We start from the raw sequence: 19,571 nt of genomic DNA, 5'->3' as shown, positions 1-19,571 counted from the left end.
TTTTTTGTTTGTTGTGTTTACAGCAAATTTATGAAACATTTTAATTGATTTAAATTTAAAGAGGCGTTTCAACTAAAAAATTATCAATTTAACAATTGCACTAATATATAATTTTATTGACTTAATAATATCACCCTTAAAATTACAATATTGGTAATTATATTTTTCTCTTCAACCTGATTTTCAACGAATTCCAAAAAACGAAACGCTTACAGAAACAAACGCACATCCTGCAAATAAATTAGGGTAATATTGGCAAAAGACGTAACTTTACACCTATAAAAGCACCCTATGTTTGGCAAAAAGAAACAAGTACCAGAAATAGATAAAGAACAGTTAGAGCTTATAAAAAAAGCGCAAAAAAGAATCAAACAAAAAAAACGTTTGTACTCGCATTTTGTCTTTTTTCTAATTGGATGCCTCCTGCTTATTTTTACAAATATTGTTTTGGGTGTTGGAGAAACATTTAAACCATTTGGAATAAACTGGTTTGTTTACGCCATTCTGTTTTGGACCTTTTTATTTTTATATCATACATTCAATGTTTTTATTACTCATAAATTTTTGGGAAAAGCTTGGGAAACTCAGCAATTAAATAAACTTGTTGATGCTCAAAAAAAACGCATTGAAAAACTTAAAGAAACGCTTCAACAAGACGAAACGCTTATAAACAAATCAAAATCTACATTGAGCATTATAGTAGCAGCGGCAGAAAATAATGCCATAGGAAAAGACAATAAACTTATTTGGCACTTAAGTGACGATTTAAAACATTTCAAAAATTTAACCAACGGCCATCATATTATTATGGGGCGTAAAACTTTTGAAAGCTTCCCTAAACCGTTGCCAAATAGAACACATATAGTTATTACGCGTCAAGAAGACTACTCGGTTCCAGATGGTGTTATTGTTGTAAATAATTTAACGGATGCCATTGATGCTGCTAAAAAGGACAGCAACCCTTACATTATTGGTGGTGGTGAAATTTATAAGCAAGCGCTAAACATTGTAGATAAAATTGAAATAACACGTGTACATAGCACTTTTGATGCCGACACCTTTTTCCCAGAAATAGATAAATCCATTTGGAAAGAAACATCAAAAACATTTCATCCAAAAGACGAAAAAAACAATTTTGATTTTTCATTTATTACCTACGAAAGAATATAAATTAAATCCTCATTTTAATGCGGACGTGCTTTTTTGTTTAAGTAACAACAACCTTAGCTTCATACAGCGCCCCACTTTCAACATTAAATCTGGATGATCAACCATTAGTGGTAGTCGCTTCAGGATTTTTAGATCCAACTCAAAATTCAAATGGTCCTGCTTTTGGACTTTGGGTAGCATTACCTGCAGGGGGCGCGTTAGTAGAATTACCTACAACAAGTTCTTTAAGTGTTGATAAATTTGAATTAACTGATATTAACATCTATCCAAATCCAACAGAAAACATATTACATATAAATTTCAAAGACTTTTTAGAAACTAAGACATTGTTATACGACATATCAGGTCGAGTGATCCTTAATAAAATACTATCAAATGTAAATAGCACCATTAATGTATCTCAATTAGTAAATGGAGTTTATATCTTAGAACTTTCAAATGAAAAAGGAAGAATCACTAAAAAAATTAGCGTTAAATAATTAAATTTATTTTAAATGAAATTTTAAGAGATTGTCTAAAAAGACAATCTCTTTTTTTGTTTAATAATTTAAATACAGATTATTTGCAAATAGAAATAACCTCAAAATCATTGCTTAATAGCTAGTAATAAATTTATTTTTATACTTAAACATTAAGACCGTATAATTATGATTAATTTTGCATCATGATAAAAGAACTTCAACTTCGCGTAACACTCAAAGAAGAAGAACGTAGCGATATTTTAGTTATAAAATCGGCGATGGCCTTAGATATTGACAAGGAGGACATAACCGGCGTAAAGGTGCTTCGCAAATCTATTGATGCTCGAAAGCCAAAAATTATTTTTAACTACAAGGTCGCGGTTTATATTCGTGAGGTTTTACCAAAAACATCCGAATACCAGTTTGAATACAAAGATGTATCTAAGGCTAAGCCCATTCATATTATTGGTTTTGGACCTGCTGGTATGTATGCTGCCCTTCGATGCATTGAATTGGGTTTTAAACCCATTGTTTTAGAACGCGGTAAAAATGTACAAGATCGCAGAAGAGATTTACGAGCTATTAATCAAGAACATTTTGTTAACGAAGATTCTAATTATTGTTTTGGTGAAGGAGGTGCAGGTACATATAGCGATGGTAAATTATATACCCGAAGTTTAAAGCGTGGCGATGTTAGAAGAATTTTTGAAAACTTAGTTTTTCATGGGGCAACAGACCAAATTCTAGTTGATGCCCATCCGCATATAGGCACTAACAAACTACCAAAAGTGGTTCAAAATATTCGAGAAACTATTTTGAACTACGGTGGTGAAATTCATTTTGAAACACGAGTAACCGATTTCACGATAAAAAATAACAAAATACAAGCCATTCAACTGCATAATGGTGAGGAAATAGCTGTTAATAGAGTTATTCTAGCAACTGGTCACTCTGCTCGCGATATCTTTTATTTACTACACAACAAAGAGATTGCCTTAGGAGCCAAGTCCTTTGCTATGGGTGTTCGTGTCGAGCATCCGCAACATATAATAGATAGCATACAATACCATTGCAGCGGGGAACGCAGCGAGCTGCTTCCTGCAGCATCTTACAGCTTGGTTCAACAGGTTAACGAACGCGGTGTGTATTCTTTTTGTATGTGTCCTGGCGGATTTATAGTACCTGCTGCCACTGCAAATGGCGAGGTTGTTGTTAATGGTATGTCGCCTTCAAAACGAAATAATCTATACGCAAATTCGGGTATTGTTGTAGAAATTGATGTTCACAGAGATTTACCTAAATACGAACATTTTGGAGCTTTAAAAGGATTAGAATATCAAAAAAACCTGGAACGTATGGCTTTTACCGCCGGCGGAAGAACACAGGTTGCTCCTGCCCAACGCCTAACAGATTTTGTTGAGGGTAAGCTTTCGAATACTTTAAATGAAACTTCCTACCAACCCGGATTACATGCCGCTCCCTTACATTCGCTTTTACCCAAATTAATTGGTAGCCGATTGCGAAAAGGTTTTGAAGCTTTCGGACAAAAAATGAAAGGGTATTATACCTCTGAAGCCAATATTGTTGGCGTCGAATCTAGAACCTCATCACCCGTTTGTATTCCTAGAAACGAACAATTAGAACACCCACAAATAAAAGGATTATTTCCTTGTGGTGAAGGTGGCGGCTACGCAGGAGGTATTGTATCGGCCGCTATGGATGGTGAACGTTGCGCCGAAGCTGCGATTGTTGGTTTATAATTCTATTAACACATATTAAGCACTGTAAAAAATCATCTTAAAAAATATTACTACTTTTGCACCACTAAAAACTAGTTAAAAAATGAAAGCATATATATTTCCAGGTCAAGGCGCTCAATTCTCAGGAATGGGTTTAGATCTTTATGAAAAATCGCCTTTAGCACAAGAATTATTCGAACAAGCAAACCAAATTCTAGGTTTTAAAATCACAGATATTATGTTTGAAGGTTCTGCAGAAGATTTAAAAGAAACTAAAGTTACACAACCTGCTATTTTTTTACATTCGGTTATTTTAGCCAAAACCTTAGGCGACACCTTTAAACCAGACATGGTTGCTGGGCACTCTTTAGGTGAATTCTCTGCTTTAGTAGCTAATGGCGCTTTAAATTTTGAAGATGGTTTACGTTTAGTATCGCAGCGTGCCTTAGCCATGCAAAAAGCCTGTGAAATACAACCAAGCACCATGGCTGCTGTATTAGGTTTAGAAGATGCCATTGTTGAAAATGTATGTTCAAATATAGATGGTGTTGTTGTAGCTGCAAACTATAACTGCCCAGGCCAGTTAGTTATTTCAGGTGAAATAGACGCTATTAATAAAGCTTGTGATGCTATGAAAGAAGCTGGCGCAAAACGTGCTTTAGTATTGCCTGTTGGCGGTGCTTTCCACTCGCCATTAATGGAACCTGCACGTGAAGAACTAGCAGCTGCTATAGAAAACACCCATTTTAGTAAACCATCTTGTCCTATTTACCAAAATGTTACAGCTAATGCTGTTATTGATGAAACTGCTATAAAAGCGAATTTAATTTCGCAATTAACTGCACCGGTGCGTTGGACACAATCTGTGCAACAAATGATTGCAGATGGGGCTACTTTATTTACCGAAGTAGGACCAGGAAATGTATTGCAAGGTTTAGTTAAAAAAATTAATCGAGAAGCTCAAACAGCTTCAGCTACAAACGCCTAATGAAGTTAACAAAACGTACTTCGTACATTTTTTTGGTTATTATCTTAACTATTGCTCTAGATCAAGTTACTAAGGTTTTAGTTAGGCAATCTATTATACCAAGAACAGACACTAACCCCGGAGAGCGCATTTCAATAATTGGTGATGCATTTATTATGCTAAATGTTGAGAATACCGGTGCTTTTTTAGGTATGGGTAGCGATTTAAATCCAACACTTAGACTTATTGTTTTACTCATTCTACCCATAGTAGTTTTAGGGTTTGTATTGCGTTATATACTAAAAGATAAAACAATAGACAACTGGTCTCTTTTTGCTTTTTCAAGCATCATAGGTGGTGGTATTGCTAATGTTTACGATCGTATTGTATATGGATCGGTTACCGATTTTTTGTTTATAGATTTAGGAAGTGTATTTAAAACAGGCATTTTTAATATGGCTGATGTATCTGTTACCACAGGTATGATTATGCTATTAATTGCTAGTTTTAAAAAGAATAAAACTAAGGCATAAAAAAAAAGGAGCTAAAAATTTAGCTCCTTTTTTTATGTTTACATCTGTATTATTTTCCTCTTACAACTTGTTCCCATTTCCATGCAGAACGCATCGCATCTTCAAGAGATAATTCGGTTTTCCAACCCAACTCTTCATTGGCTTTAGTTGTATCGGCATAAGCAGAAATGATATCCCCTGCTCTTCTACCTACTATTTTATAATTCAACTTAACACCAGAAACTTTTTCAAAAGCTTTTATAACTTCTAAAACAGTACTTCCTTTACCTGTTCCTAAGTTAAAGGTCTCGTAATTAGATTTGTTTTTATTGGTTAACAATCGATTTAAAGCTACCACATGGGCTTTAGCTAAATCGACTACATGAATATAATCGCGAACACAAGTTCCATCCGAGGTTGGATAATCGTCGCCAAAAACAGATAATTCCTCTCTAATACCTATACCTGTTTGCGTAATAAACGGCACTAGGTTTTGAGGAACACCAATAGGCAGCTCGCCTATTTTAGCTGAGTCATGCGCTCCAATAGGATTAAAATATCGCAAAGCTATCGCTTTTAGATTTGGTGATATTTTACATGTATCTTTTATTATCTCTTCACCTATTTGCTTCGTGTTACCATAGGGTGACTCGGCTTGCTTAACAGGAGCGTTCTCGGTAATAGGTAATTCATCGGCTTGCCCATAAACGGTACAAGATGAACTAAATATAAAACTAGCTTCGGGTAATTTTTTAAGTTCTTTAAGAATATAGACTAAGGTTGAAATATTATTTTCATAATATAATAAAGGTTCTTTAACACTTTCTCCAACGGCTTTACTTGCTGCAAAATGAATAACCCCTTTTATATCGTTATGTTTTGCAAAAAAAGCTTCAACACCACTTTTATCTTTTAAGTCTAACTTTTCAAAAACAGGGGTTTTTCCTGTAATGGCTGTAATACCATCTAAAACTTCAATTGACGAATTTGATAAATCATCAATAATAACAACTTCATAACCCTTTGTTTGTAATTCTACTACGGTATGAGAGCCAATAAAACCTAAACCGCCTGTAACTAAAATTTTATTCATTTAAATAATTTATAATTGTTGATGTGATGAAATCTATTTGTTCATCATCCAATTCTGTATGCATTGGCAAAGAAATAACTTCCTTAACTAATTGATTTGTTACAGTAAAATCTTCCTCGTTATATCGCGCATCTAAATAAGCTTTTTGCTTGTGTAATGGTATTGGATAATAAACACCGCAAGGAATTTGGTTATCGTTTAAATGCTTCACCAAAGCATCTCTGTCAATATTTTTTACTCTAAGCGTATATTGATGAAACACGTGGCAATCGCAAGTATCGCATATCCCTTCGCAACCATTTACAGTTTTTGGTGTTGTAATCTGACTTATATTTTTAAAAGCCGCATTGTATTTTCGAGCAGCATGGCGTCTAGCTTTATTGTAAGCGTCTAAATTTGGTAATTTAGCATCTAGCACAGCCGCTTGAATACTGTCTAACCTCGAATTAACTCCAACAACATCGTGGTGGTAACGCTCGTACATACCGTGATTTACAATACCTCTTAACGTGTGAGCCAAATCATCATCATTAGTAAAGATAGCACCGCCATCGCCATAACAACCTAAGTTTTTAGATGGAAAAAAAGAAGTTGCACCTACATTACCAATGGTTCCGGCCTTAACTTTAGTTCCATTTTTATAAGTGTAATTCGCTCCTATGGCTTGCGCGTTATCTTCAATTACAAATAAATTATGCGCCTTGGCTATATCCATAATGGCTTCCATATTGGCACATTGGCCAAATAAATGTACTGGAACAATGGCTTTTGTTTTTGGTGTAATGGCCTTTTTTATAGCCTCGATGTTAATATTGAAATCATCTTCATTAACATCAACCAATACAGGTGTTAATTGCAAAAGTGCAATAACTTCAACGGTTGCAGCGAAAGTAAAATCGGCAGTAATAACCTCATCACCGGGTTTTAATCCCAATCCCATCATGGCAATTTGCAACGCATCGGTTCCGTTGGCACATGGAATTACATGTTTTACGCCTAAATACGTTTCTAAATTCTTTTGAAATTGATGAACTTTGGGTCCGTTTATAAATGCAGTCGTTTCTAAAACTTCTTGAATCGAGTTATTAACCTCGCTTTTAATGTCTTCGTATTGACCTTTTAGGTCAACCATTTGAATTTTTTTCATCTAAAAAATTGTAACTTTCTATAAAAAGTCCTTCAAAAAAAAGGAAATCTCATTATAAGAGTTTATTCGATTACGAAATTACAAAATTAGATCACGGTAACCAATGAATTTATTTTAAAGAAATGTATTTTAGCATGAAATATTTTAGGACTTGAGTTTATTTTACAACATAGGTATTGCAATCGCTAATTTTGGCTTAAAAATAGGGGCAACTTTTAACGAAAAAATAAAAAAAGGCGTTTTAGGCAGGCAAGAAACGTTTTCTGTTCTACAAGAAAATGTTACACCACAAGACAAAACCCTTTGGTTTCATTGCGCTTCTTTGGGTGAATATGAGCAAGGTTTACCTGTTTTTAAAATTCTTAGAAACACGTACACAACACATAAAATAGTTTTAAGTTTTTTTTCACCCAGTGGTTACGAGATTCGTAAAAACACACCCATTGCAGATGTAGTTGTGTACTTGCCTATAGATACCAAAAAAAATGCAAAAGCTTTTATAAACTTGTTAAAACCAGAACTTACTGTTTTTATAAAATATGATATTTGGCCTAATTTTTTAAATGAATTACAATCGCAAGGATTGAGAGCTATACTCATTTCGGCAGCTTTTAGAAATGACCAATCGTACTTTAAATTTTATGGCAAACCACTGCGGAAGGCTCTCTTTGCTTTTGAACATATTTTTACACAAAACGAGATTTCAAAACAATTACTGCAAACTATAAATTATCATGCCGTAACAGTTTCTGGCGATACAAGATTCGATAGAGTTTCTAGCCAATTAGATATTGATAATACTTTAGATTTTATTGAAGCATTTAAAAACAATAAACTCTGTGTTGTCGCAGGAAGCACCTGGCCAGAAGGTGAAAATTTATTGGTAAATTATATAAATACCAAAGCTTCGAGTGCTATTAAATTTATAATAGCGCCACATAACATTAAAGATTCTCAGATAAATCAACTTAAAGATCGCCTTAAAGTTGCATCGGTGCTTTATTCTGAAAAAGATACACACACATTAGAAACAGCTCAAGTGTTTATTGTTAATACTATTGGTATTTTAACTAAAATATACAACTATGCCGATATTGCTTATGTAGGTGGCGGATTGGGAACTTCGGGATTACACAATACTCTTGAGCCTGCCGTTTTTGGTGTACCTATAATTATTGGAAATATATTCGATAAATTTCCTGAAGCTAAAGATATGATAGCTTTAAATGGCATGTTTTCAATTTCTAACCAAGAAGAATTCGATGCAATTTTAGATGATTTAATTAAAAATTCACACGAGAGAATTCAAGCAGGCACGAACAACTCGAATTACATTTCGAGTAACAAAGGTGCAGTAACCAAAATTTTAGATTATTTAGGCCTTAGTTGACAAACATCTAAAAGAACAACTTTACACGTATATAATTATAGATTGAAAACTAAAAAACACAATCCAATGAAAAAATTAGTATACAGTGTTGCTCTTTTAACCGTATTAAGTTTAACTTTTACGTCTTGTAGAGACACTAAAAAAACCGTAGTTATTGAAAAAACTGTTGAAAAACCCGATACTAAAGCAGGTACTTTAGAAGAAGTTGGAAAAGCCATAGACGGTGCCGTTGATGCAACAGATGATGCTGTAAAAGCTACAGAAAAGGCTATTAAAAAAACTGAAGATGCTGTAGAAAAATAAATTTACAGTATAAAATAATAAAATGTAAAAAAGGGCTATCTATGAGGTAGCCCTTTTTATTCAAAATATTAACAGACTAAAAATCAATACAAATTATTATAAAATAAGAGGTATAATAATTCTTATTGTTAGGTTTTTTCTTACATTTTTTTCAAAAATTTAACAAAACATAGAACAAAACTCAATTAATATTATTAAATTGGGAGTTAATTTTATTATTAACACTAAATCGAAACCAATGAAAAAATTATTATTGAGCGCTGTTTTATTAACGGCTTTAAGTTTAACTTTTACATCTTGTAAAGACTCGAATAAAACTGTAACCATTGAAGAAGCTGTAGATTCGGCAGTTGAAGCTACAGAAGATGCTGTTGAAGCAACTGAAGAAGCTGTAGACGACGCAGTAGAAGCTACAGAAGAAGCCATGGATGATGCTGCAGAATCTACTAAAAAAGCTGTAGACCATACCGTTGAAGCTGCTAAAGAACTAGTTGACAAAGAATCTGTAACTGTAAATTATTCTTATAAAGTTATGGGTAAAGAAATTAAAGGCTCTAAAGTTTTTTCTGGGCACCAAGATACAGTTGAAAAAGCAGTTGCTAAATTTTCTGATTCTATTAAAAAATTAGACCCAAAAGTTATTATTGTCGCTAAATAGCAACTTAAAATCATAAATAAAAAAGGCTGCCATATGGCAGCCTTTATTTGTTTTAATGTCTTGTTATTATTAAATATATTGATTGATTATATTTTCGAATAACTCTTGTTTACCGCTTTGTAATTTAAGCTCACCATTTTCTTGAGCTATTTTATATAAATCTTGAAGACTTAATTTACCAGCTTCGAAATCTTTTCCTTTTCCAGAGTCGAAAGAAGCATAACGCTCTTTTCTTAATTTCTCGTAAGGAGACGATGTAATAATTTTATCGGCAATTAGTAATGCTCTAGCAAACGTATCGGCACCGCCAATGTGCGCTAAGAATACATCTTCTAAATCGGTTGAGTTTCTTCTAATTTTAGCATCAAAATTAACACCACCACCTTGTAAACCGCCAGCTTTTAAGAACACAAGCATCGCCTCTGTTGTTTCTTGTATGTTATTTGGAAATTGATCTGTATCCCACCCATTTTGGTAATCGCCACGGTTAGCATCTAAACTGCCTAACATACCAGCTTTTGCTGCTGTTTCAATTTCGTGTTGGAAGGTGTGTTGTGCTAAAGTCGCGTGATTTACTTCAATGTTTATTTTGAAATCTTTATCTAAACCGTACTCTTTTAAGAAACCAATAGCGGTTGCTGTATCGAAATCGTATTGGTGTTTAGATGGCTCCATAGGTTTTGGTTCTATAAAGAAATTACCTTTAAAACCATTAGCACGCGCATAATCTCTACACATGGTTAAAAATTGCCCCATGTGATCTAGCTCACGCCCCATATCGGTATTTAATAAGGTCATATAACCTTCGCGACCTCCCCAGAATACATAGTTTTCTCCATTTAGAGCCATGGTAGCATCTAGAGCTAATTTTATTTGTCCGCCTGCTCTGGCAACCACATTAAAATCTGGGTTTGTAGCAGCACCATTCATGTAACGAGGGTTTGAAAAGCAATTAGCTGTACCCCAAAGTAATTTAACACCTGAAGCCGCTTGTTTTTCTTTTAAGTAATCTGTTATGGTAGCTAATCTAGATTCAGATTCTGCGAATGTTGCTCCTTCTTGTATTAAATCGTAATCGTGAAAACAGTAATAGCCAAATCCCATTTTTGTAATAAATTCGAAAGCGGCATCTGCTTTATCTTTTGCTGCTTGAACAGCATCTGATGATTTATCCCATTCGAAACTTTGTGTTCCTGGACCGAATGGGTCGCTACCTTGTCCGCAAAACGTATGCCAGTACGCTATCGAAAATTTAAACCATTCGCTCATGGTTTTTCCGGCAACCACTTGATTTGGGTTGTAGTATTTAAACGCTAAAGGATTGTCTGATTCTTTTCCTTCGTACTTAATTTCTCCAATACCTTTATAGTATTCTTTGTTTCCTATTAATGCCATAATTTTTATGTTTACTTGTTTATTTGTGGATTCGTTTATTTGTTAATTTCTTTATTTGGTGTTACAATTTGCGTTAGGGATTGAAGCGGCATCCTTTTTTTGAGGTACGAAAAAAAAGATATAGCGTAAAGCCCGACCCTTGTGGTAACGCCCAAATAATTACGTTTCTATTTCGTGTTTAATATAATTTCTAGTTCGGTTTTCCAGTTGTTATAGGCTTTTAAATAAAGTGATTTGTCTTTAAAAGGCATAAAAGTCATGACGTGGTCGTTGTCGATTATAGACTTGCCAAAACTTTCGAAATCGCCTTTATGCAGGTCGGCAGCACGCGCGGCACCTATGGCTCCGGTTGTGTTGTAAATTTCTATTTCTTGTTCGATTAAGGTCGCAACGGTGTTTGCGAAAATTTCTGAACGAAATAAATTATCGTTTCCTGCGCGAATTACGCTGGGTTTGATACCATCGGATTTTAAAATTTCGACCCCATAAACGAATGAGAAGGCAATACCTTCTAGAGCTGCACGACACATATGCCCTTTATGGTGGTTGTTTAAATTTAAATTTACGATTCTTGTACCAATTTCTTTGTTATTTAACATGCGCTCGGCACCGTTTCCGAAGGGAATAACGCATACGCCATCGGACCCAACGGGGATTGCTGAGGCCAGGTTATTCATTTCTTCGTAGGAACTAACATCGAGGTTATTTAACAACCAACGGTATTGGATGCCTGCACCATTAATACATAATAATTTACCTATTCTGGCTTGAGATTGTTTGTTATAGTTAACGTGTGCGAAATTGTTAACACGCGCACTTTCTTTTACTGATAGACTATCGGTTATAGCATAAACAACCCCCGATGTACCACCTGTTGCAGCAACTTCGCCGGGATTAAATACGTTTAAGGACAAGGCATTGTTGGGCTGGTCGCCGGCTCTATAAAAAATTGGGGTGCCGGCTGCAATAGTACTTTCGGTTTCGCCTTGGTCGTTAACTTGAGATTGATTGCTAAAGGTGTCGACAATATCGGGTACTAATGAAGGATCGATACCATAATTTTCTAGAAGAAAATTGGCAATGGAATTGTTTTTAAAATCCCAAAAAATACCTTCGGATAGTCCCGAAATGGTGGTGTTAATTTTGTTTGAAAACTTATAGGCTATATAATCGCCAGGAAGCATGAATTTATAAATCTTGTTATAAATTTCTGGTTCGTTATCTTTTACCCACTTTAATTTTGAAGCGGTAAAGTTTGCGGGCGAGTTTAGCAACTGTGTGGAACATTTTTCTTCTCCAATGGCAGTAAAGGCGTCGTTTCCAATCTCGACAGCTCGACTATCGCACCAAATAATACTTTTTCGAAGTGGATTTCCGTCTTTATCGACAATAACCAAGCCATGCATTTGATACGAAATCCCGATACCTTTTATTTGGGTTCTTGAGATGTTGTGTTGTTTTTTTAGGCGTTTAATGGCATTGCAAACGTGCAACCACCAGTCGTCTGGCTTCTGTTCTGCCCATCCATTTTTTTGAGCAAACATGCTCATTTCTTGTTCTGGCTCTTGAACAACACCAACGCTTTTACCTGTTGCTATTTCTACTAAAGCTGCTTTAATAGAAGAACTCCCTATGTCTAATCCTAAATAGTACATAATTGTTTATAATGATTCTCTTAATATTAATTTAGTTGGTATGTATGTTTGTAAAGGTTTATCGTTATTTACAAAGCTGGCTGCTTGGGCGCCCATGGCTTTGAAATCTGTAGATATTACAGAGATTCCTTTATAGATAAATTGTTTCATTGGGGTTTCGTTATAGGACAAAAAACCCACATCGGTTCCAGGTTCAAAATTTTTAGAACGGCATTGCTCCAAAAATTCACCTAAAACACGATCGCTTACGCTTATATAAGCTTCTCCTTTACTAATTTGAAACTCGTTAATATTTGTAATGATTTTGTTTTTAATTTGAAAATCGTCACAAAACTTTTTAAAATATGAAAGTGTTTCGTTTGGATGATTTGTAAAAGTAGGGTAAACAAATACGAGTTTTTTATATTTATTTAAAACAGGAATAACATCTTGTAAAGTATTATAAAATGCCTTTCCAAAATCTTGAAACACATGGTTATTCGTGTTTTTAGAATAGACATTCCAATCGATTAACAATAATTTATCGTTGTCTATATCTGAAATTACCTGCGCCACTTCTTTGTTATTAAAGGTCATGACTACATACTTATAATACTTACCCTTGCTATTGTTAAGTATGGTTTTAAAATTATTAATGTTGTAGTGATGAAACTGCACATCGACAATAACGTTTTTAGGTAAATTATTTACAAAAGCGTGATAGAGCACTTCTTTATAGGCTTTAAAGGTGTCTAAAACTAAAAGCACTTTTCGAGTATCGTTAGCCACAAAATACCCTTTACTTGGAACCGACTCTATTACACCATTATCTTTTAAAACGGTATATGCTTTAAATACCGTATCGCGCGACAAGCTGTAATCTTTACAAATACTATTTACAGATGGCAAGGCAACGCCACTAGATAACGAGTTATTAGAAAGCGCATCGTTAATGGCGTTTACTAAAACCAAATACTTGGGTGTTTCTGTATTAAAATCGAGATCTAAAAGCACTAACCGTTCTGTTCTGTTCTGGTATGCAAATATATGTAAAATTTTTAATGTTTTGAAAAAAATGAAAATGATTTTTTTTGAAAAAAGGCATAAGAAAAAGCCTTATCAAATAAATGATAAGGCTTTTAGTACACCATATTGATTTATTCTCGAACCAAACGTTAGAATTATTTCAAAATTTAGCTGAAGATTTCTGAAAACAAAAAACCTCCAACTAAAAAAGGTTGAAGGTTCTACTTGTACACCATACTGACCTATTCTCGAACCAAATATTAGAATTATTTGAAGCCATAAGTAAAATTAGACGAACATAAATGAGATTTATTTTGAAATAGACTCGATTAAAGTAATAACTTGATTAGCTTTCTTTATTTTTAACAATGGTCTAACAAAGCTCAGCTATAATCAAAATATTTTTTAAGGTAAAATTTGTACTATAATTGTTCCGCTTTTGTACCATGTTTTTTGAAATACTGATGAATAGGAGTGAGATACTTTATGTATTCAAAACATCTATATTCAGTTAAGTTATTTTTTTGGTTAATATTTAATTCCAAAAAGAGGCATATAAAGCAGCTACAATGAGCATCACTGCAAAAGCACCTATATTAAATAACGGACTCGTGTTAAATGATTCTTTTGTAATTGGAATTCCTTTTTTATCATCTGCACCTTTATGCTGCATATAACTAACAAGTGCGATAACACTCACTGTTAACAATACCGTATATCCCATTTGATTCATAAAAGGAACATCTACAAAAAATGCGCTGGTTGACCACCCATTTGGCGCCACTTTAAAATATAACGCTATCGGAATCGATGTCAATGCTCCAATTATTGCTGCTTTATTCGTTGTTTTTTTCCAAAATAAACCTAGCATAAAAACAGCTAAGATACCCGGGCTAACTATGCCTGTATATTCTTGTATAAATTGAAAGGCTTGATCAATACCTCCTAATAATGGTGCCATAATACTAGCTATAACTAAGGCTACCGCCGCTGATAATCTACCAACGTTAACTGTAGCTTTATCACTGGCCGTTGGGTTAATGTATTGCTTGTAAATATCCATTGTAAAAATAGTTGAAGTAGAATTCAACATAGAAGCTAATGAAGACACAATTGCAGCAGCTAAGGCTGCGAAGGCGACACCCTTCATTCCTGTTGGCAAAAATTGTAATAACCAAGGGTAGGCTTTATCGGCTTGGTCTAATGATGGTAAATTATTTAAAGCTGAATCACCTAAGCTCGACATGACATCTTGGTCATTAATCATAACATAAGCTGCAATTCCTGGAATAACAACAATTAATGGAATAACTAATTTTAAAAATGCTGCCAACAAAATTCCTTTTTGCGATTCCTTTAATGATTTTGCCGCTAAGGTCCTTTGGATAATGTATTGGTTGAAACCCCAGTAATATAAGTTTGCAACCCACATCCCACCAATCAAAACACCTATACCTGGTAACATATCATAATATGCATTTGACTCATCAAAAATCATTGAGAATCGTTCTGGGGTGGCTTGATAAACTGTTTTGATTCCTGCAATAACACCTTCACCTCCAGATACGGTATTTAAAGCTATGTAAGTTGTTACCAAGCCACCTAAGACTAAAAATACAACCTGAATAACATCCGTCCAAGCTACTGCCGATAAACCTCCATATAAAGAATAGGCTGCAGCAAACATGGCCAATCCTATTATACCATAAATCATAGGAATGCCCATTATGGTTTCCAAGGCTAAACTTCCTAAGTATAAGACAGAAGCGAGGTTAACAAACACATATAACCCAATCCAGAATACTGCCAAAATGGTTTTTAAATTTGTTGAAAATCGCTTTTCTACAAACTCCGGAATCGTATATAACCCCTTTTCTATAAAAATGGGTAAAAAGTATTTACCAACTATAATTAAGGTAATTGCCGCCATCCATTCATAGGATGCAATGGCTAAACCTAATGCAAAACCAGACCCAGACATTCCTATAAATTGTTCTGCTGAAATGTTTGCTGCAATTAACGATGCACCTATTGCCCACCAAGGCAGAGATTTACTGGCTAAAAAATAATCTTCAGCGTTCTTTTGATGTCCTTCTTTATCTCTCGAAACCCATAAACCTACTCCTAAAATTAGAAGAGCATAAGCAATGAAGATAAAATAATCCCAAAATCCGAAATGTGTTGTCATTAATAACTACTATTATGTGATTTTATAAATTTCAATTTTAAGTTGGTTAACATTTCTACTATATAGAAATGTTTTAACCTAAGACTTAAATTATTGAATGCCGTAATTTTTTTTATCGAAAATTAAATTTTAATAAATAATTGATTGTATTGCATGAGGTTGAATTTCTAATAAAGCTTCACAATTGGCCACAATTAGCTTATAAGCTATTCTTTTATCAGTTCCATTCATAACCACTGTTGTTATTTTACCATCTCTATTCTTAAATGAAGTACTATCAATGGTATTCCTACTAGTTGTAGTACTTACCCTAAATGCTTCAGGTTTTATAAATTTAGAGAAATGACCAATATAATAATATGTAGGGGTATATATTAAATCGCCTGTTTTTGTATTGGCATGAATAGGAGCAAAGCAAAAATTCTTAACATGATTTGGACCACCTGTTTCATCTAATAAAATATTCCAATCTGTCCATCCTACAACACCGCTATTGAAATCGTTTATTATAGAATTCCCATAACGCTCTGCATTCGGCCAAAACTGTAGTTTTTCATAATCAAATCCTTCTACACAGCCCTCAGTAAATAATATGTTTTTTGAAGGGAACGATTCTTTTATGTTTTTTAAATTATCATATTTAGGCAAGCCACCTGTCCAAGTTTCATACCAATGATAACCAATACCCCAAGCATATTTTGATGCTTCAGGATCTTCAAAAACAATGTTAGCTCTATATGTAATCAAATCTCTGTTATGATCCCAAACCACAATATTTTTATCACCTAAACCTTCCTTTTTTAATGTTGGACCTAAATAATTTTTTAAAAAGTCCCGTTCTTCCTCTGCAGTATAAATACATGATTCCCATCTTTGAACTGCCATGGGTTCATTTTGAATAGTTAAACCCCAAACAGGAATCCCTTCTTTTTCATAGGCTTTAATAAATTTTACATAATAATTTGCCCAAGCTTGACGAAATTCAGGAAGTAATTTTCCGCCTTGCAGCATATTATTATTTGTTTTCATAAAAGCAGGTGGGCTCCAAGGGCTGGCATAAAAAACTAAATCATCTTTAATTAAATCGATGGCTCTTTTTATAAGTGGAATTCTTTTTTCCTTATCTTTTTCTATCGAAAAAGTTTTTAATTCTCTGTCACCTTCCTCAATATATGTATGGCTACCCAAACCAAAATCACTACTATGAATACTTGTTCTTATAATATTGTAGCCAATACCATCATTTCCAAAATAAGACTGCAATAAGGTGTTTTGTTTTTCTGGACTTAAGGTTGAAAAAACTTCTGCTGAAGCATCGGTAATAGCACCTCCAATTCCTAAAAATTCTTGAAACGTTTTTCTGGGGTTAACAAAAACTGCAATATCTGTTTCTAAGGGTTGAGTTTGTTCTTTAAAAGTGTATTCTCCTGTTTTTGTTAATTTTAGATCTGTATTTTTTGCTGTTGTATAAACTTCTAATTTTTTACCTATATAGGGTTCTATGGCTGAAGAATTATTAACTGTATCTGCTTTTTCTACTTTAGAATTTATACATGATACCATTAAAGTAGAAAGCATTATTATTGTAAATATTTTTTTTGACATACTTTTTTTATTTAATTTCAAATTTTCCATTTAATACGGTTTTAGAACTTCCGCCTACAAACACTTCAAAAAGACCAGATTCTACAATAAACTCACCTGTATTATTATAAAACCCTAGTTCTTTATCTGTAAGAGTAAACTGAACTGTTTTATTTTCTTTTGGATTTAAAGAAATAAGTTCAAAGCCTTTCAATTCCTTTATAGGTCTAGCTACACTAGCAAAAACATCTCTTATGTATAACTGCACGACTTCTTTTCCTTGAATTTCTCCTGTATTTGTGATATCAACCTCAACAACAAAAATTTTGTTTTCTTGTTTAATACGCATGTTTTTATATTCAAATTGCGTGTAACTTAAACCATGACCAAATGGGTAAAGTACCTCATTTTTATCGTCTTGATAATGAGACCAAAAAACAACATCACCCCCAGGGTAATTAGGTCGTCCAGTACTTTGTTGATTGTAATATATTGGTACTTGACCTACACTTCTTGGAAAACTCATTGGTAATTTGCCGCTTGGATTATAATCTCCGTATAGAACCTGAGCGATAGCGTTGCCACTTTGTGTGCCTAAATGCCAAGCTTCTAGTATAGAAGGAATATGGTTATCTGCCCAGCCCAAAGTTAATGGTCTTCCGTTGTTTAATACCAATACAATATTAGGGTTCACTTTATAAACTTCTTCTAATAATTGCTGTTGCAACCCAGGCAATCCAATTTCAGTTCTACTACGGCCTTCACCACTTTGAAAACCATCTTCGCCTAATACCATAATAACAACATCTGAATTTTTAGCAATTTTTTTTGCTTCGGAAAAACCACTGGTATCGGTTTCATTTATAACAACTTCTCTTGTGAAATCTGTTTTATTTAAGACAACATCGACACCTTTTGCGTAAGCAATAGTATTTCCTTTATAATTAGATAAGCCTTCTAAAACTGAAATAGCCGATTCGTTTTTGGCGGCAATTCTCCAATTTCCCAAAGGGCTTGTTTTATCATTAGCCAACGCACCAATCACAGCTATTTTTTGACCGTATTTTTTTAAAGGCAGCAATTGATTATCGTTTTTTAAGAGTACAATTGATTTTTTTGCAATGTCTAACGAGGCGTCTATAACCTCTTTACTACCAAGTACTTTTTTTTCTCTTTCTTTATTGCAGTACCGGTATGGATCGTCGAATAGACCTAGCTCAAATTTTACTCTCAAAATTCTTCTGACTGAATCATCAATTAAAGTCTCGTTTACTTTTCCTTCTTTTATTAATTTAGATAATTCATTCACATATGCATTTGATTCCATATCCATATCAGAACCAGCATTTACTGCTATTTCAACTGCTTTGCTCAGATTTTCAGCATATCCATGGGGAATCATTTCATAAATAGATCCCCAATCTGAAACAACAAAACCATCAAATTTCCATTTATCTTTTAAAATTTCTCTTTGTAAATATTTGTTACCCGTCGCGGGGATACCATTTAATTGATTAAAAGAATTCATAAAAGTTTTAACTTCAGCATCGATACTTGCTTGAAATGGCGGGAAAATTATGTTGTATAAAGTTGATGTCCCTACATCAACTGTATTATATTCCTTGCCTGCTTCAGCAAAGCCATAACCTGCAAAATGTTTTGCACATGCAGCAATGGTATTTACTTTAGACAAATCATCACCTTGAAAGCCTTTAACTCTGGCATAAGCAATTTTACCTCCTAAATAAGGGTCTTCCCCTGCTCCTTCCATAACTCGCCCCCATCGCGCATCTCTAGAAACATCAATCATAGGTGCGAATGTCCAATTAATGCCAACAGCCGAGGCTTCTAAGGCTGCCATTTCAGCAGATTTCCTAATTGCTTCCAAGTCCCAACTTGCAGATTCTGCAAGGGGTATTGGGCTAATGGTTTGATAGCCGTGGATGACATCAAAGCCTATAATTAAAGGAATTCCTAGTCTGGTTTCTTCAACAGCTATTTTTTGAACTGCCTTTACCTCATCGACTCCTCTAACATTTAACATAGAACCTACAAATCCATTACGAAGGTCATTGTATTTTTTTTCGGCATCGCCTTCTATTGGAGAAGGTCCTGTTACATCCCAAAAACCATTATATTGATTCATTTGACCTATCTTTTCTTCTAAAGTCATTCTAGATAATAAGTCATCTATTCGCTTTTCGATTGGAGCGTTTTTATCTTTGTATATAATCTTTATTTGCCTACAAGATGTTAACAAGACAAAATAGACAATGTATCTTAATTTCAATTTTAACATTAACT

16 protein-coding genes are annotated in these 19,571 nt (G+C 34.0%); 8 read left to right on the top strand and 8 right to left on the bottom strand.

The features are described 5' to 3' along the window. Positions 1–291 precede the first annotated feature (291 nt). The 5 genes from AW14_RS05685 to lspA all read left to right on the top strand — a co-directional run bounded on the left by AW14_RS05685 (position 292) and on the right by lspA (position 4,870). Positions 292–1,170: a dihydrofolate reductase gene (locus AW14_RS05685; RefSeq protein ID WP_044637937.1), complete on the top strand. Its 879-nt coding sequence runs from the start codon at positions 292–294 to the stop codon at positions 1,168–1,170. A gap of 107 nt (positions 1,171–1,277) precedes the next feature. Next, positions 1,278–1,649 (top strand): T9SS type A sorting domain-containing protein, encoded by a 372-nt coding sequence (locus tag AW14_RS05680; RefSeq protein ID WP_044637936.1) that lies wholly within the window; start codon positions 1,278–1,280, stop codon positions 1,647–1,649. A 185-nt stretch (positions 1,650–1,834) separates the two neighbouring features. Beyond that, complete coding sequence (locus AW14_RS05675) at positions 1,835–3,391, top strand: NAD(P)/FAD-dependent oxidoreductase (RefSeq protein WP_044637935.1); 1,557 nt, start codon at positions 1,835–1,837, stop codon at positions 3,389–3,391. Between the two features lie 82 nt (positions 3,392–3,473). Continuing rightward, the gene (gene fabD, locus AW14_RS05670; protein ID WP_044637934.1) at positions 3,474–4,358 is read left to right on the top strand and encodes an ACP S-malonyltransferase; all 885 of its coding nucleotides are present in this window, start codon (positions 3,474–3,476) and stop codon (positions 4,356–4,358) included. Then, on the top strand, positions 4,358–4,870 hold the full coding sequence (gene lspA / locus AW14_RS05665; RefSeq protein WP_044637933.1) for a signal peptidase II: 513 nt from the start codon (positions 4,358–4,360) through the stop codon (positions 4,868–4,870). Before fabD ends, lspA begins: the two co-directional genes overlap by 1 nt. Before the next feature lie 49 nt (positions 4,871–4,919). Here lspA and galE read toward each other — a convergent pair whose 3' ends face one another. Then, positions 4,920–5,942: a UDP-glucose 4-epimerase GalE gene (gene galE / locus AW14_RS05660; RefSeq protein WP_044637932.1), complete on the bottom strand. Its 1,023-nt coding sequence runs from the start codon at positions 5,940–5,942 to the stop codon at positions 4,920–4,922. Next, the gene (locus AW14_RS05655; protein WP_044637931.1) at positions 5,935–7,089 is read right to left on the bottom strand and encodes a DegT/DnrJ/EryC1/StrS family aminotransferase; all 1,155 of its coding nucleotides are present in this window, start codon (positions 7,087–7,089) and stop codon (positions 5,935–5,937) included. The genes galE and AW14_RS05655 overlap by 8 nt, the downstream gene beginning before the upstream one ends. A 151-nt stretch (positions 7,090–7,240) precedes the next feature. On the opposite strand from AW14_RS05655, the gene AW14_RS05650 reads away from it, so the two are divergent. From AW14_RS05650 to AW14_RS14430, 3 genes are all read left to right on the top strand, one after another. Then, positions 7,241–8,479 (top strand): 3-deoxy-D-manno-octulosonic acid transferase, encoded by a 1,239-nt coding sequence (locus tag AW14_RS05650; protein WP_044637930.1) that lies wholly within the window; start codon positions 7,241–7,243, stop codon positions 8,477–8,479. A 66-nt stretch (positions 8,480–8,545) separates the two neighbouring features. Beyond that, positions 8,546–8,782: a hypothetical protein gene (locus AW14_RS05645; RefSeq protein ID WP_084708922.1), complete on the top strand. Its 237-nt coding sequence runs from the start codon at positions 8,546–8,548 to the stop codon at positions 8,780–8,782. Positions 8,783–9,020: 238 nt separating this feature from the next. After that, positions 9,021–9,440 (top strand): hypothetical protein, encoded by a 420-nt coding sequence (locus AW14_RS14430; RefSeq protein WP_052647438.1) that lies wholly within the window; start codon positions 9,021–9,023, stop codon positions 9,438–9,440. Positions 9,441–9,509: 69 nt separating this feature from the next. On the opposite strand, the gene xylA is transcribed toward AW14_RS14430, so the two are convergent. From xylA to bglX, 6 genes are all read right to left on the bottom strand, one after another. Further along, on the bottom strand, positions 9,510–10,835 hold the full coding sequence (gene xylA / locus AW14_RS05635) for a xylose isomerase (protein ID WP_044637928.1): 1,326 nt from the start codon (positions 10,833–10,835) through the stop codon (positions 9,510–9,512). 167 nt (positions 10,836–11,002) lie between these two features. Continuing rightward, positions 11,003–12,490: a xylulokinase gene (locus tag AW14_RS05630; protein ID WP_044637927.1), complete on the bottom strand. Its 1,488-nt coding sequence runs from the start codon at positions 12,488–12,490 to the stop codon at positions 11,003–11,005. Between the two features lie 6 nt (positions 12,491–12,496). After that, a complete protein-coding gene (locus AW14_RS05625) occupies positions 12,497–13,483 on the bottom strand; it encodes a GntR family transcriptional regulator (protein ID WP_044637926.1) in 987 nt (328 codons plus the stop codon). 547 nt (positions 13,484–14,030) lie between these two features. Beyond that, positions 14,031–15,683 carry a sodium/sugar symporter gene (locus tag AW14_RS05620; protein ID WP_044637925.1) on the bottom strand — a complete coding sequence of 551 codons (1,653 nt, stop codon included), beginning with the start codon at positions 15,681–15,683 and terminating at the stop codon, positions 14,031–14,033. 129 nt (positions 15,684–15,812) lie between these two features. Next, a complete protein-coding gene (locus AW14_RS05615) occupies positions 15,813–17,288 on the bottom strand; it encodes a glycoside hydrolase family 30 protein (protein WP_044639507.1) in 1,476 nt (491 codons plus the stop codon). Between the two features lie 7 nt (positions 17,289–17,295). Then, positions 17,296–19,566, bottom strand: coding sequence for a beta-glucosidase BglX (gene bglX / locus AW14_RS05610; protein ID WP_154662176.1), 2,271 nt, complete (start codon positions 19,564–19,566; stop codon positions 17,296–17,298). Positions 19,567–19,571 lie beyond the last annotated feature (5 nt).

The organism is Siansivirga zeaxanthinifaciens CC-SAMT-1 (genome assembly GCF_000941055.1).
GTDB lineage: Bacteria > Bacteroidota > Bacteroidia > Flavobacteriales > Flavobacteriaceae > Siansivirga > Siansivirga zeaxanthinifaciens.
This window is presented reverse-complemented; position numbering and strand designations above follow the sequence as displayed.